Genomic DNA, 13694 nt, shown 5'->3' with positions numbered 1-13694 from the left:
GGAACAGGCACCGGAGGAGACGCGGAAATACATGCATTCCGGCGAGCCGATACAAGCACCGTTGTCCTCACAAAAGTCTGCTGCTGCGCTCTCAACAGCCGCTGATCCGGCAGATCTTCCGCAGGAGGAGAAGATAAACGCCTTGTACCGGATGACTACGAGTCTGGCCCAGCAGATGGAGAAGGCACGTATCTCGGAATATACGGAGCTGCTGCATTCCCCGTTCCGGCTGATCTGGCTGAATATTCTCTCCGGGGCGGCCAGGGGGCTGGGGATTGCGCTCGGGTTTACTTTTTTTGCAGCGACGATTATCTATGTGCTTCAGGTACTAGGGGCGCTGAATCTGCCGATAATCGGCGATTATATCGCTGACATTGTGCGGATCGTCCAGCACCAGCTGGAGCTGAAGACGTTCTGATCCCGGTGAACGCCGAATAACCCCACATTGTGGGGCATTAAGCTTGTAGTAAAATGCTACTTCCGTTCTTTTCTCGTCGGGTCCAGCAGATAGTCGCCTTCTTCATCGTCCATGTAGTGGCGGTAGCTGTTGCCTTTGACAATCGTCAGATGGTTGCCGGTAATATCGGTAGCTACGAAATTCTCCCAAGGCTCCACGAAGCCTTCGGTCTCGTCCGCCTCAATCTCCATATCATTGTAGGAGCTGATGTTGTTCCCTTCAGCCATGGCAGGGGAATCCGAATTGCCCCAGCTCTCGACAATCTGCCAGGCATCCTCGCCGTCGAAGCCGTTCTGATCGTCCCGCTCATCCAGGCTGGTACGTCCAAAGGGCGGAGTAAGCAGCTCCTCCTCGGCCGGCCGGGTGAACGGAGCGCTCTGGCGGGGGGCGTGCTCCTTGGTGAAGCGGGTGGAGGGGAGGGCGGCCAGGCGCTCATAGGGAATTGGCTCACCGCTGGCGATGCAGATCCCGTAGGTACCTTCATCCATCGCACGCAGAGCGGATTCAATATCGTCCAGCTCATGCTCGTCCCGCTCCAGCAGGGAAATATCCATGGAACGGTTATACAGCTCAGTGGCGGCATCGCCGGGATGGTTGTCGATCTCGGACAGCTCTCCCGTGTTGTCCCGCATCGCCTCCTGCAATCCATATTGCTCGCTATTGCTCAGCCTGTGCTTGATCTCTTCCTGCTGCTGCAGGAGCTGGGTGCGCAGCCCGGAGAGCTGCTGTGGTGTCAGATGGCTCATTACTGTGGGCTCCTTTCGGTTCTTCTTACGGATAGCTTGGCCTCCGGGGCCCTTTTTTAGCGATGGAAAATAGTGCCCTGACTTTACAGATCCACATCGTCATGCAATGGACGGTATCTTGAGCGCTGTGCTACAATATACAAGTCTTTATACAGTATTCGTACCGCAGACTTGCGGGAAAAATAAGAACGGAGTGACAACTTCTGTGGTGTACTTTCTGATTGCGCTAATTGTATTTTTGATTGACCAGGGTACCAAATATCTGATTGCCACCCGGCTGGAGCTCGCAGAGCAGATTCCGGTGATCAAGGATTTCTTCCTTATTACATCTCACCGCAATCGTGGAGCCGCTTTTGGAATTCTGGAAGGACAGCAATGGTTCTTCATTGTCATTACGGTAATCGTTGTGGCCGGTATCGTCTGGTACCTGAACAAGGCCCGCAAGACCCGCAAATTGCTGCCAACCGCACTTGCGCTGGTGCTTGGCGGGGCGATCGGCAACTTCCTGGACCGGATTCTGAACGGTGAAGTCGTAGACTTCCTGATGTTCAATTTCGGAAGCTATACGTTCCCGATCTTCAACGTGGCCGATTCCTGCATCGTGGTCGGGGTAGGCCTGATTATTCTGGATACGCTGCTGGAAGTGAAGGGCGAACAGGAAGTCACCGAGGTGAAGGAATCACAGGAAGTCAAAGAAGGGAATGAATGATTTGAACAAAGACGTCAATGAGCTGGCGGATTCTGGCGCCCTCGAAGAAGAAAGAGACGTCACCGAATGGATCGTTGCCGCCGGCAACGCGCGGGAACGGATTGATAAATACATTACGGAGGCCTGGGAGGACGAGATCTCACGCTCTCAGGTCCAGCTATGGATCAGCGGCGGGTATGTTAAGGTGAACGGCGCTCCGGTCAAAGCGAACTATAAGCTGTATGAAGGGGATAAGGTAGCGGTTACGGTACCGGAACCCGAGGTTACGGACCTGATTGCACAGGATATTCCGCTGGAAGTGGCCTATGAGGACAGCGACGTTATTGTGGTGAACAAGGCGCGCGGCATGGTCGTGCATCCGGCAGTGGGACATCCCTCCGGCACTCTGGTCAATGCGCTGATGTATCACTGCAAGGATCTGTCCGGCATTAACGGCGAGATTCGTCCAGGCATCGTGCACCGGATCGACAAGGACACCTCCGGTCTGATTATGGCTGCCAAGAATGACGCCAGTCATGCTTCGCTGTCCGCCCAGCTTAAGGAACACAGTGTGACCCGCCGCTATATCGCAGTAGTGCACGGGAATCTGTCCCATGACAAGGGAACGGTGGATGCACCCATCGGCCGTGATCCGCATGACCGTAAGCTGTATATGGTAACCGAGAAGAACAGCAAACGATCAGTGACACACTTCACGGTGCTGGAACGGTTCGGTGACTGCACACTGCTGGAGCTGCAGCTTGAGACGGGACGGACGCATCAGATCCGGGTCCATATGAAGTTCATCGGCCATCCGCTGGTCGGCGATCCGATCTACGGGCGCAGCAAGGGAACGGCCATGAACGGACAAGCGCTCCATGCTGCGGTCCTTGGATTTGTACACCCTTCTACGGGCGAATACAAGGAGTTCAGTGCGCCAATCCCTGCGGATATGGAAGATTTGCTCTTTACGCTGCGCAGCAGATAAGTACAAATCAATAGATTATAAATCCATGGTACACGGGCTGGATTTGCGTCATATTTAGAGCATAACAGAGTGAGCTTAAGAAGCTAACCTGCTGCTTTCTTAAGTTCAGCTTCTATAGCTTCACAACATAGCCCGGGAGATGAGAAGAAGATTATGAGTATTGAACACTATCAGGATACTTTCATTCAGACTAACTTTGCAGAACGTATCGGCGGCGAAGGGTATGGCAAAGACACCTCGATCTACAAATTCGAGAAAATCAAACGCGCCAAAGCATCGGCGAAGCAGGATTTTCCTGACATTGAACTGATCGACATGGGCGTCGGCGAGCCGGACGAAATGGCGGATGAAGGCATTGTGGCCAGACTTGCGCTGGAAGCAGCCAAGGAAGAGAACCGGGGATACTCCGATAACGGGATTCCTGAATTCAAAGCCGCAGCCGCAGTGTACCTTAAGGAAGTTTTTCAGGTAGACGGCATTGACCCTGTAACTGAAATTGTGCATTCCATTGGCTCGAAGCCGGCGCTGGCGATGCTGCCCTCCGTGTTCATTAATCCGGGCGATATCACCATTATGACCATCCCGGGTTATCCGGTGCTTGGCACCCATACCAAATATCTGGGCGGACAAGTGTACTCTGTTGAGCTGAAGAAGGAGAACAACTTCCTGCCTGACCTGAACGCTATTCCGGAGGACGTAGCCCGCAAGGCGAAGCTGCTCTATCTCAACTATCCGAACAACCCTACCGGTGCAAGCGCAACTCCTGAATTCTTCAGTGAGGTAGTGGCCTGGGCGAAGAAATATGATGTGGTTGTGATCCATGACGCCCCTTATGCTGCATTGACTTATGACGGCGTGAAGCCGCTGAGCTTCCTGTCCGTGCCTGGTGCCAAGGATGTCGGCGTAGAGCTGCACTCCCTGTCCAAGTCCTACAACATGACCGGCTGGAGAATCGGCTTCGTGGCCGGTAACCCGCTGATCGTGAAGGCGTTCAGTGATGTGAAGGACAATAATGATTCCGGCCAGTTCATCGCGATTCAAAAAGCTGCCGCTTACGGCCTCTCCCACCCGGAGATTACCGAAGCGATTGCCGACAAGTACTCCCGCCGCCACAACATGCTGGTGGATGCGCTGAACAGCCTGGGCTTCCAGGCAGAGAAGCCGAAGGGTTCCTTCTTCCTGTATGTAGCCGCTCCAAAAGGCGTGAAGGGCGGACGCCGCTTCGAATCCGGCGAAGATTTCTCGCAGTTCCTGATCCGCGAGAAGCTGATCTCCACCGTGCCTTGGGATGATGCCGGCGCGTTCGTGCGTTTCTCCGTTACCTTCGTCGCCAAGGGCGAAGAGGATGAGAAACGTGTAATCTCCGAAATTCAAAGACGCCTGAGCGATGTTGAATTTGAATTTTAATAGGTTTATGGGCCGCTGCGGAGGAATCTGCGGCGGCTTTTGTTGATTAACAAACTGCTCTGCACTGAAATTTGGCGCAACGGGAAACAGTTGGATTTTCTCCACTTACTGCTGAACCAATAGACGATGCTAAACCAAGAGTTGGATAAACAACACTTAAATTCTCTCATTTCGCCCAAAGTAGCTGAAGTAACCGGTATTAGATGCTGTTTATCCACTTGCTAACGGGGATCTTCCGGAAATCGGAGAATTAGGATACATTAATCCACTTGCTTATTGCAAGTAGTCGTATCCTCCTGTTCTTGTTGCAGGGAAGTCTACCCTCTCGTTGCTTGTTGCAAGGAAGTCGTATCCTCCCTGCTGAAACCCCGCCATCCGTATACCCGCTTCTCCTTATCCCCGCCCCATGTATCAGCCTTTCCGGTAAGCCACCTTATGAAAAGCATTGATGTAGCGGAATAGCGCTTCTCCGTCATCCGGCACATTCGCGCTCTGATCCAGCAGCAGCAGCATCGCCTGATACGGCTCCGGCACCATCCTGTATTGATGAACATAGGAGGTTAGGACGAACCCGTTGCGCTCCCAGAAGTGTATGCGCTCCTTATGCGATTCCGTAGCTCCAGATTCAGCCTCGATAATGATGCCCCGGATGTTATGCTCCTGTACCGCCCAAGCTCTAATCTGCTCCAGCATCCAGGTTCCCGTCCCTGTTCCGCGTAATTCGCGATTGACTGCCAGGTAATCAATAATCAGTACCTTATCCGCAGCTTGTCCCGCCACACCGGTAACTGCCATGGCAACAACCTGGCCCTTGTCTAATCCTGCATGTAGATATGCGATCTTCCTGTTCAGCATACTGCGGAGGATGCTTGTTGTCTTCGCGCCGCTCGGGAAGGCTTCATGATAGATCGGTTCCATCCCTGCCCACAGTGCTTCATCCCATGTATCTATAGTAATAAATTCCAATTTCATCATTTAATTTCGCCTCCAGCAGTATCATAACAAACCCCGGGCAGGAACGAAAATAGGTGGGGAAAAGCACCACCGCTAGTAAGTTGTAAAGTCTCTCAGCCTCAAGGCCTTCGTTTTCCCCTAAGTTTTCCTGTCTCCCAAATCAGCTAAGATGTCGTATGCTTTCGCAGTCCGCGTTGTCGCACTTAGCTCTTCGCAGTCCGCGTTGTCACACTTAGCTCTTCGCACTTCGCAGTGTTGCCCTTCCGCACGATCAGCACAGCGCTATAGTGCGGTTCTTCCTGCCCCCACCCCCTTGGGGTGGAGGAAGGTCCCTTACCGTTTAGGTGGAAGCGGCGGAGGGGATTTTGGAACTGTAGGAGCGGTAGCGTCCGCCTTTATGTTTGGATTTCTACCGCGGCTGCGGTAATAATCAGGAAATCCAAACATAACAGCGGCCGGAAGTCCAGAATCACCGCAGCAGCGTCCTTCACCTAACCGCTGAAGCTGTCGCGCCTAACCGCAGTCGCCCTCACCTAACCGCTGAAGCTGTCGCGCCTAACCGCAGTCGCCCTCACCTAACCGCTGAAGCTCTCGCACTTAACCGAGCCGCCTAAACTTCCCTCCATCAAACTCCCCGCCCAGAAAATTTGACACCACCCCGTTCATCTGTCATAATTCCCTATAGTTGAATATGCGCCTTTAATTCAGTCCCGTGAGGCTGGCAAGGTAACGTGAATCGAGGTTCGCGGTCGTCGAGAAGGAATCCGTAGGAGTACGGAGTGCCTCTTTATGCGCGCGGACACGCCATCTTTTTGAATCTGCGGATTTCACTCCTTGCCTGCTTCGGGCAAGGAGTTTTTTGTTTACCGGGAACTTGAGCAGGCGATCAAGCAGGAGGATGGCACGAGGATGGTTACTGAAAAAAATGTCATTATGGACGAAACGGCGATTCGCCGGGCACTGTCACGCATTGCACATGAGATTTTGGAGAAAAACAAGGGTATTGAGAATTGTCTGCTGGTCGGCATTCGTACCCGGGGGATATATCTGGCCCAGCGGATCGCGGAGCGCATCAAGGAGATCGAGGGTGTGGATATTCCTTACGGTGAGCTGGACATTACGCATTACCGGGATGACCGCGAAGGCGGCGGGGACAACCGGGAGCAGATGGACAAGGCAGTGGTGAACAGCTACCTGACCCTGCCTCCGGGCAGCACCGGCACCCGCGACAAGAAAGTGATTCTGTTCGACGATGTGCTGTACACCGGAAGAACGATCCGGGCAGCGATGGATGCGCTGATGGATTGCGGACGTCCGCGCATGATCCAGCTTGCAGTACTGGCTGACCGCGGGCACCGGGAATTACCCATCCGTCCCGATTATATCGGCAAGAACGTACCCACCTCCAGGCATGAGCAGATTGAAGTGTCCCTGAGCGAATTCGACGGCAAGGACGAAGTGTACATTATTTCAAACCGGGAGGAACGATAACAATGATGACGGCAACCAAAGTGAAGGAACGCAGTCTGCTGGGGATTAAGGAACTGGACGCTTCGGAAATCAGCCAGCTGCTGGGCAGAACGGCTTACTGGGACAATCAGAGCGAGAAGCTTACGCCGGTACTGAGAGCACATTTTGTTGCCAACATGTTTTTTGAGAACAGCACGCGCACCCGGTTCTCCTTCGAGATGGCCGAGAAACGCCTGGGCGTTCAAGTACTGAACTTCACGGCTGCAGCCTCCAGTGTGGAGAAAGGCGAGTCGATCTACGATACCGTGCGCACTTTGGAATCCATGGGGATCGACGCAGGGGTGGTACGCCTGAAGCCTGCCGGGGTGCTGCAGCAGCTTGCCGGGAAGGTGAACATCCCGCTGATCAATGCGGGGGACGGCAACAACGAGCATCCTACACAGGCACTGCTGGATCTGTATACGATGCGTAAGCATTTTGGCGAGCTGAAGGGCCTGAAGGTGTCGATTATCGGGGACATTATGCATAGCCGGGTAGCCCGGTCCAATCTGTGGGCGTTAACGAAGATGGGGGCAAGCGTGCAGTTCTGCGCCCCGGCCAATATGCAGGCACCTGAGCTTGCCGCCTACGCTCCATACGTTTCTATGGAAGAAGCGCTGAAGGCAGATGTGGTCATGATGCTGAGAGTGCAGCTGGAGCGGCATGCTTCCGGAATTATTTTATCGGCTGAGCAGTACCGGGAGCAATTCGGGCTGACCGAAGAACGGGCGGCCAAGCTGGACGCTGCGACAATCATTATGCATCCGGCGCCGGTCAACCGCAATGTGGAGATCGACGACGCGGTGGTGGAGAGCAGCCAGTCCCGGATTTTCCCGCAGATGGCGAACGGGGTGCCGGTACGGATGGCGGTCATGGAGCGGGCGCTACAGTAGCACGTTCAAGCACGACAGAAAAAACCTCACATAAGCGCATTAATAAATATACACAAATATGAATCTTTATTATATAATAACTACAGAGCTTACGGCTGCGGCCGGTGGGCACAAAAGGAGAATCCTAACCGTGATCATCAAAAATGCCAGTGTACTGAACCAAGAAGGCGTGCTGGAGCGCAAGCATATTGTTGTGCAGGATGGACTTATCTCGAAGATTCAGGATGCCGCTGAAGCGGTGGAGGAAGCCGGGGAGATCATTGAGGCGGAAGGCAAACTGCTGATTCCGGGACTGATTGATATGCATGTGCACCTGCGTGAACCGGGGTTCGAGCATAAGGAAACGATTGAGACCGGCGCACGTTCGGCAGCCAAAGGCGGATTCACAACGATTGCCTGCATGCCGAATACACGCCCGGTAACAGACAGTGCAGAGATCGTACAGCTGGTCAAGGATAAGGCGCGTGAAGCGGGACTTGTGAAGGTGCTGCCCTACGCGGCCATTACCAAGAACGAGCTGGGACGCGAGCTGACGGACTTCGCAGCACTGAAGGCAGCGGGGGCGATTGGCTTCACCGATGACGGTGTAGGCGTGCAAAGTGCACAGATGATGAAGGATGCCATGAAGCTGGCGAAGGGACTGGATATGCCGGTGATTGCCCACTGTGAGGATAACTCGCTGGTGGAAGGAGCGCCGGTAGCGGAGGGCACTTTTGCTGACAAGCATGGTCTGAAGGGAATTCCGAATGAGTCGGAAGCCATTCATGTAGGCCGTGACATTCTATTGTCCGAAGCGACTGGGGTCCACTACCATGTGTGCCATGTCAGTACCGAGCAATCGGTACGGCTCATCCGCCAGGCGAAGCAGATCGGCATCAAGGTGACCGCTGAGGTATGCCCGCATCATCTGCTGCTCTCGGAGGAAGATATTCCGGGAATGGACGCTAACTGGAAAATGAACCCGCCGCTGCGCTCGCGCCGCGACGTTGAGGCTTGCATTGAAGGATTGCTGGACGGCACGCTGGATATCATCGTGACCGACCATGCGCCGCACAGCGAGGAAGAGAAGGCCAAAGGCATGCAGCTTGCACCGTTTGGCATCGTCGGCTTTGAGACGGCCTTCCCGCTGCTGTATACCGCTTTTGTAGCCACAGGCAAATGGGATCTGTCCCTGCTGGTCCAGCGGATGACCGCTGATCCGGCCCGGGTGTTCAGACTAAGCACAGGCAGCCTTACAGTAGGGGCGCCTGCCGATCTGACACTGATTGACCTGAATGAAGAGAAGGCAGTAGATCCTGCAACATTTGCGAGCAAGGGTCGCAATACACCTTTTACCGGATGGAAGCTTAAGGGCTGGCCGGTGAAGACTTGGGTAGACGGCAGAGCCGTATGGAGTGAAGTGTAAGCGGAGCAAGAGTGAATATATGCAGCCGGGCTGCATGGCTGTGACATAAGAATCAGACTACAGAAACAAGAAGGAGTGGAAGGGCATGCAGGCGAGATTGCTGCTTCAGGACGGAACACTGTTTACAGGCACCGCATTTGGCGCGGAAGGCGAAAAGACGGGCGAGGTTGTATTTAACACAGGAATTACGGGGTATCAGGAGGTATTGTCGGACCCTTCTTACTGCGGTCAGATTGTTACGATGACCTACCCGCTGATCGGAAATTACGGCATTACCCGTGATGACTTTGAATCCGTGCGTCCTTTTGTACACGGCTTTGTAGTGCGGCGCCACGAATCGGTACCCAGCAACTGGCGTGCTGAATACAGTGTAGACGATCTGCTGAAGGAATATGACATTCCCGGCATCAGCGAGATTGATACCCGTATGCTCACCCGCATTATCCGCCATTACGGCACGATGAAGGCCATCCTCACCACTTCGAATAAGCGTGTGGAAGAGCTGATGGAGATGATGGGCGACACTACTATTGAGCAGCTGCGCAACCAGGTAGCCCGTACCTCTACAACTACGACTTACAGCAGCCCTGGCCACAAGGAACGCATTGTACTGGTGGATTACGGCGCGAAGACAGGCATTCTGCGTGAGCTGAACAGCCGCGGCTGTGATGTGGTTGTGGTGCCTCACGATGTGACTGCAGATGAGATCCGCCGCCTGAATCCGGACGGGATTCAGCTCTCGAACGGTCCTGGGGACCCGAAGGATGTTCCTTACGCTGTACAGACCATCTCCGAGCTGCTCGGTGAATATCCGATCTTCGGGATCTGCCTGGGTCATCAGCTGTTCGCCCTGGCTTGCGGCGCAGATACAGAGAAGCTCAAATTCGGCCATCGCGGCGGGAACCATCCGGTCAAGGAGCTGGAGAGCGGACGCTGCTTCATCACTTCCCAGAACCATGGTTACACCGTGAATGAGGAATCCGTAGTGAACACGGATCTTGAAGTGACACACATTAATAACAACGATAAGACTGTTGAAGGACTGAAGCATACCCGCTACCCCGCATTTTCGGTGCAGTACCATCCCGAAGCGGCGCCGGGACCGCATGACAGCAGTTATTTGTTCGACCGTTTCCTGGAGCTGATCGCAGAACACAAGGCGAATCAGCCGGCAGGCTCACGCCAGGCGCAGCTTGCGGCCAATGCCAGAATCACGGCACCGAAACCATCTGCACCACAGCTTGAAGCCGTGAAAGGAGCTCTATAACATGCCTAAGAACGATAAACTCAAAAAAATACTGGTTATCGGCTCCGGACCGATCGTCATCGGTCAAGCCGCTGAGTTCGACTATGCAGGCACACAGGCCTGCCAGGCGCTCAAAGAAGAAGGCGTGGAGGTTGTCCTGATCAACAGCAACCCTGCGACGATTATGACCGATACCAATATGGCGGATAAAGTATACATTGAACCGATTACGCTTGAATTCGTGACCGCCATTATCCGCCAGGAACGCCCGGACGGACTGCTGCCGACACTCGGCGGACAGACCGGGCTGAACATGGCCGTAGAACTGGCCCGTGCCGGAGTCTTGAAGTCCGAGAACGTAAAGCTGCTGGGTACCCAGCTCGAATCCATCGAGAAGGCGGAGGACCGTGACTTGTTCCGCGAGTTGATGCGCGAGCTGGATCAGCCGGTGCCGGAGAGTGCGATTATTACAAGCGTGGAAGAAGCCATGGGCTTCGCTTCCGGAATCGGCTATCCGCTGATCGTACGTCCTGCCTACACGCTGGGCGGAACCGGGGGCGGGATCTGCGACAACGAAGAAGAGCTGCGTGAGACCGTCAAGGCCGGTATCCGTTACAGCCCGATCGGCCAATGTCTGGTGGAGAAGAGCATCGCCGGCATGAAGGAAGTCGAATATGAAGTCATGCGTGATGCGAACGACAACTGTATCGTAGTCTGCAATATGGAGAACTTTGATCCGGTGGGCGTACATACGGGCGACAGCATCGTAGTGGCGCCAAGCCAGACGTTGTCTGACCGTGAATATCAGATGCTGCGCAGTGCTTCCCTGAAGATCATCCGCGCGCTGAATATTGAAGGCGGCTGTAACGTACAGTTCGCATTAGATCCGCAGAGCTATCAGTACTATGTGATTGAAGTGAATCCGCGCGTAAGCCGCTCCTCGGCGCTGGCGTCGAAGGCGACCGGTTATCCGATTGCCAAGATGGCCGCCAAGATTGCTCTGGGCTACACGCTGGATGAGATCGTCAATCCGGTGACCGGCCAGACTTACGCCTGCTTCGAGCCTACACTGGATTATATCGTCAGCAAAATCCCGCGCTGGCCGTTCGACAAGTTCATCTCTGCGAACCGCAAGCTCGGTACCCAGATGAAGGCGACCGGTGAAGTAATGGCGATCGGCCGGACCTTCGAAGAGTCGATTCATAAGGCGATCCGGTCGCTGGAGATCGGTGTGCACCGTTTCCGCTTGCCGGGAGCGGAGCTGCTTGAAGAGAGTGTGCTGCGCTATAGACTTGCCAAGCCGGATGATGAGCGCCTGTTCCTGATCGCCGAGGCCTTCCGCCGCGGCTATGAGCTGCAGGAGATTCAGGATATTACGAATGTGGACTGGTGGTTCCTCTCCAAGATCGAAGGACTCGTGAGCTTCGAGAATGAGATCCGCGGGGAAGAGACTCTGTCTGCAGAGATTCTCTATCAGGCCAAACGCAAAGGCTTCACCGACCGGGCGATTGCCGAGATCCGTGCCGAAGGACGTCCGGGCGGGGCATTCACCAAGGAGTCTGAAGTGCGTGCGATGCGTCTGCAGCAAGGACTCGTTCCGGTATTCAAAATGGTGGATACCTGCGCCGCAGAATTTGAAGCTTCGACGCCATATTACTACTCGACCTATGAGACGGAGAATGAGGTCATTCATTCCGATAAGCAGAAGGTAATCGTGCTGGGTTCCGGTCCGATCCGGATCGGCCAGGGGATTGAGTTCGACTACTCCACTGTCCATGCGGTATGGGCTATCCAGAAGGCCGGCTATGAAGCCGTCATTATCAATAACAATCCAGAGACGGTGTCAACGGATTTCAATACCTCGGACCGCCTGTACTTTGAACCGCTGTTCTTCGAGGATGTCATGAACGTGATTGCCCAGGAGAACCCAATCGGGGTTATCGTACAGTTCGGCGGGCAGACTGCCATTAACCTGGCTGCGCCGCTTGCGGCAGCAGGTGTGAACATTCTGGGCACTAGCCTGGAGAGCATTGATGAAGCGGAGAACCGCAAGAAGTTCGAAGCGCTGCTGGCCCGTCTGGATATCGCACAGCCCAAAGGCAAGACGGTGATCAATATTGACGAAGCCGTCGAAACGGCGCAGGCGCTCGGTTATCCGGTGCTGGTTCGTCCCTCTTATGTCCTGGGCGGCCGTGCGATGGAGATTGTCTACAACGATACAGAGCTGCTGAGCTATATGGTTGAAGCGGTAAAAGTGAATCCCGAGCATCCGGTGCTGATTGACCGTTATATGCTGGGCAAAGAGGTTGAGGTCGATGCGATCTGCGATGGCGAGACGGTAGTCATCCCGGGGATTATGGAGCATGTGGAACGCGCAGGGGTTCACTCCGGCGACTCCATTGCAGTCTATCCGCCGCAATACCTGGATGAAGGCCTGAAGCAGAAAATCTCCGAGATCACCATCAAGATCGCCAAGGAACTGAAGACCATTGGACTGGTCAACATCCAGTTCGTTATTTATCAGAATGAAGTGTATGTCATTGAGGTTAACCCGCGCTCCTCGCGTACGGTTCCGTTCCTGAGCAAGGTGACCGGCATCCCGATGGCGAATCTGGCAACCAAGATCATCCTTGGCGGCAAGCTGAAGGAAGATGGGTATACGGAAGGCTTATGGCCGGAGAGCGACTATGTCTCGGTAAAAGTTCCGGTGTTCTCTTTTGCCAAGCTGCGCAGAGTAGAACCGACACTGGGACCGGAGATGAAATCCACCGGCGAGGTGATGGGCCGCGACAAGCTGTACGCCAAAGCGCTCTACAAAGGCCTGATCGGCGCAGGAATGAAGATTCCGGCGACCGGCGCAATCATCGTTACTGTAGCTGACAAAGACAAGGCAGAAGCGGTTGAGCTGATGAAGGGCTTCCATGCCATGGGCTACAAAATCATCGCTACCGGAGGTACAGCAGCGGCGCTGGAGCAGGCCGGGCTGAACGTGATGAACGTCAACAAGCTGGATGAAGGCGAGCCGACCATTCTGGATCTGATCCGCGGCGGTCAAGCGAACTTCGTCTTCAATACACTGACCAAAGGCAAGACGCCTGAACGTGACGGGTTCCGTATCCGCCGTGAAGCAGTAGAGAACGGCGTTGTATGTATGACCTCGCTCGATACGGTAACGGCGCTGCTGATAATGCTGCAGACGATTAACTTCTCGTCCGAGTCGATGCCTGCTTTTGTCGGACAATAATATATAGGGCGGGGCAGTCATTACAGGCTGCTACAGGGACGGTTTGCGTTAGCGCAGACCGTTCACCTATGCCCGGGACCTTGAACGTTGCATAATCACAGGTGGAAAGAAGGTTGGCAAATGGAGCGGAACGCAGCAGAGCAGCAACATGAACATG

At 54.4% G+C, this 13694-nt stretch carries 11 protein-coding genes; 9 read left to right on the top strand and 2 right to left on the bottom strand.

The genetic code is table 11. The annotated features are described in order from the left end of the window. Window positions 1-31 precede the first annotated feature (31 nt). A complete protein-coding gene (locus tag KDC22_RS24740; protein WP_211724183.1) occupies window positions 32-418 on the top strand; it encodes a DUF5665 domain-containing protein in 387 nt (128 codons plus the stop codon). A 56-nt stretch (window positions 419-474) separates the two neighbouring features. Here the strand turns inward: KDC22_RS24740 and KDC22_RS24735 are convergent, their stop codons facing one another. Continuing rightward, a complete protein-coding gene (locus tag KDC22_RS24735; RefSeq protein ID WP_211720713.1) occupies window positions 475-1203 on the bottom strand; it encodes a TraR/DksA C4-type zinc finger protein in 729 nt (242 codons plus the stop codon). A 205-nt stretch (window positions 1204-1408) separates the two neighbouring features. Here KDC22_RS24735 and lspA point away from each other — a divergent pair, with 205 nt between their 5' ends. The 3 genes from lspA to KDC22_RS24720 all read left to right on the top strand — a co-directional run bounded on the left by lspA (window position 1409) and on the right by KDC22_RS24720 (window position 4286). Then, on the top strand, window positions 1409-1912 hold the full coding sequence (lspA, locus tag KDC22_RS24730; RefSeq protein ID WP_173128866.1) for a signal peptidase II: 504 nt from the start codon (window positions 1409-1411) through the stop codon (window positions 1910-1912). Next, window positions 1905-2879 (top strand): RluA family pseudouridine synthase, encoded by a 975-nt coding sequence (locus KDC22_RS24725; RefSeq protein WP_211720712.1) that lies wholly within the window; start codon window positions 1905-1907, stop codon window positions 2877-2879. Before lspA ends, KDC22_RS24725 begins: the two co-directional genes overlap by 8 nt. Window positions 2880-3032: 153 nt before the next feature. After that, the gene (locus KDC22_RS24720) at window positions 3033-4286 is read left to right on the top strand and encodes an LL-diaminopimelate aminotransferase (protein ID WP_211720711.1); all 1254 of its coding nucleotides are present in this window, start codon (window positions 3033-3035) and stop codon (window positions 4284-4286) included. 411 nt (window positions 4287-4697) lie between these two features. Here the strand turns inward: KDC22_RS24720 and KDC22_RS24715 are convergent, their stop codons facing one another. Continuing rightward, entirely contained in the window at window positions 4698-5261 is a 564-nt protein-coding gene (locus KDC22_RS24715) for a GNAT family N-acetyltransferase (RefSeq protein ID WP_211720710.1), read from the bottom strand. An 888-nt stretch (window positions 5262-6149) separates the two neighbouring features. Here KDC22_RS24715 and pyrR point away from each other — a divergent pair. From pyrR to carB, 5 genes are all read left to right on the top strand, one after another. Continuing rightward, the gene (gene pyrR, locus KDC22_RS24710; protein WP_211720709.1) at window positions 6150-6731 is read left to right on the top strand and encodes a bifunctional pyr operon transcriptional regulator/uracil phosphoribosyltransferase PyrR; all 582 of its coding nucleotides are present in this window, start codon (window positions 6150-6152) and stop codon (window positions 6729-6731) included. 2 nt (window positions 6732-6733) lie between these two features. Beyond that, window positions 6734-7642, top strand: a complete 909-nt coding sequence (locus tag KDC22_RS24705) for an aspartate carbamoyltransferase catalytic subunit (RefSeq protein ID WP_173128119.1) — start codon at window positions 6734-6736, stop codon at window positions 7640-7642. Between the two features lie 130 nt (window positions 7643-7772). After that, window positions 7773-9047, top strand: a complete 1275-nt coding sequence (locus KDC22_RS24700) for a dihydroorotase (protein ID WP_425516967.1) — start codon at window positions 7773-7775, stop codon at window positions 9045-9047. An 85-nt stretch (window positions 9048-9132) separates the two neighbouring features. Continuing rightward, window positions 9133-10314, top strand: a complete 1182-nt coding sequence (carA, locus tag KDC22_RS24695; protein ID WP_173128115.1) for a glutamine-hydrolyzing carbamoyl-phosphate synthase small subunit — start codon at window positions 9133-9135, stop codon at window positions 10312-10314. Window position 10315: 1 nt separating this feature from the next. Beyond that, window positions 10316-13537 carry a carbamoyl-phosphate synthase large subunit gene (gene carB / locus KDC22_RS24690; protein ID WP_211720708.1) on the top strand — a complete coding sequence of 1074 codons (3222 nt, stop codon included), beginning with the start codon at window positions 10316-10318 and terminating at the stop codon, window positions 13535-13537. The last annotated feature ends 157 nt before the right edge of the window (window positions 13538-13694 follow it).

It is taken from the genome of Paenibacillus tritici (genome assembly GCF_018207515.1).
GTDB classification, from domain to species: Bacteria; Bacillota; Bacilli; order Paenibacillales; family Paenibacillaceae; genus Paenibacillus_AQ; species Paenibacillus_AQ tritici.
This window is presented reverse-complemented; position numbering and strand designations above follow the sequence as displayed.

What these genes read in the sequence shown, in the direction of transcription:
- pyrR (WP_211720709.1), top strand. Translation starts at nt 6,150, where the DNA reads ATGGTTACTGAAAAAAATGTCATTATGGACGAAACGGCGATTCGCCGG.
- KDC22_RS24725 (WP_211720712.1), top strand. Translation starts at nt 1,905, where the DNA reads ATGAATGATTTGAACAAAGACGTCAATGAGCTGGCGGATTCTGGCGCC.
- KDC22_RS24705 (WP_173128119.1), top strand. Translation starts at nt 6,734, where the DNA reads ATGATGACGGCAACCAAAGTGAAGGAACGCAGTCTGCTGGGGATTAAG.
- KDC22_RS24735 (WP_211720713.1), bottom strand. Translation starts at nt 1,203, where the DNA reads ATGAGCCATCTGACACCACAGCAGCTCTCCGGGCTGCGCACCCAGCTC.
- carA (WP_173128115.1), top strand. Translation starts at nt 9,133, where the DNA reads ATGCAGGCGAGATTGCTGCTTCAGGACGGAACACTGTTTACAGGCACC.
- KDC22_RS24740 (WP_211724183.1), top strand. Translation starts at nt 32, where the DNA reads ATGCATTCCGGCGAGCCGATACAAGCACCGTTGTCCTCACAAAAGTCT.
- carB (WP_211720708.1), top strand. Translation starts at nt 10,316, where the DNA reads ATGCCTAAGAACGATAAACTCAAAAAAATACTGGTTATCGGCTCCGGA.
- KDC22_RS24720 (WP_211720711.1), top strand. Translation starts at nt 3,033, where the DNA reads ATGAGTATTGAACACTATCAGGATACTTTCATTCAGACTAACTTTGCA.
- KDC22_RS24715 (WP_211720710.1), bottom strand. Translation starts at nt 5,261, where the DNA reads ATGATGAAATTGGAATTTATTACTATAGATACATGGGATGAAGCACTG.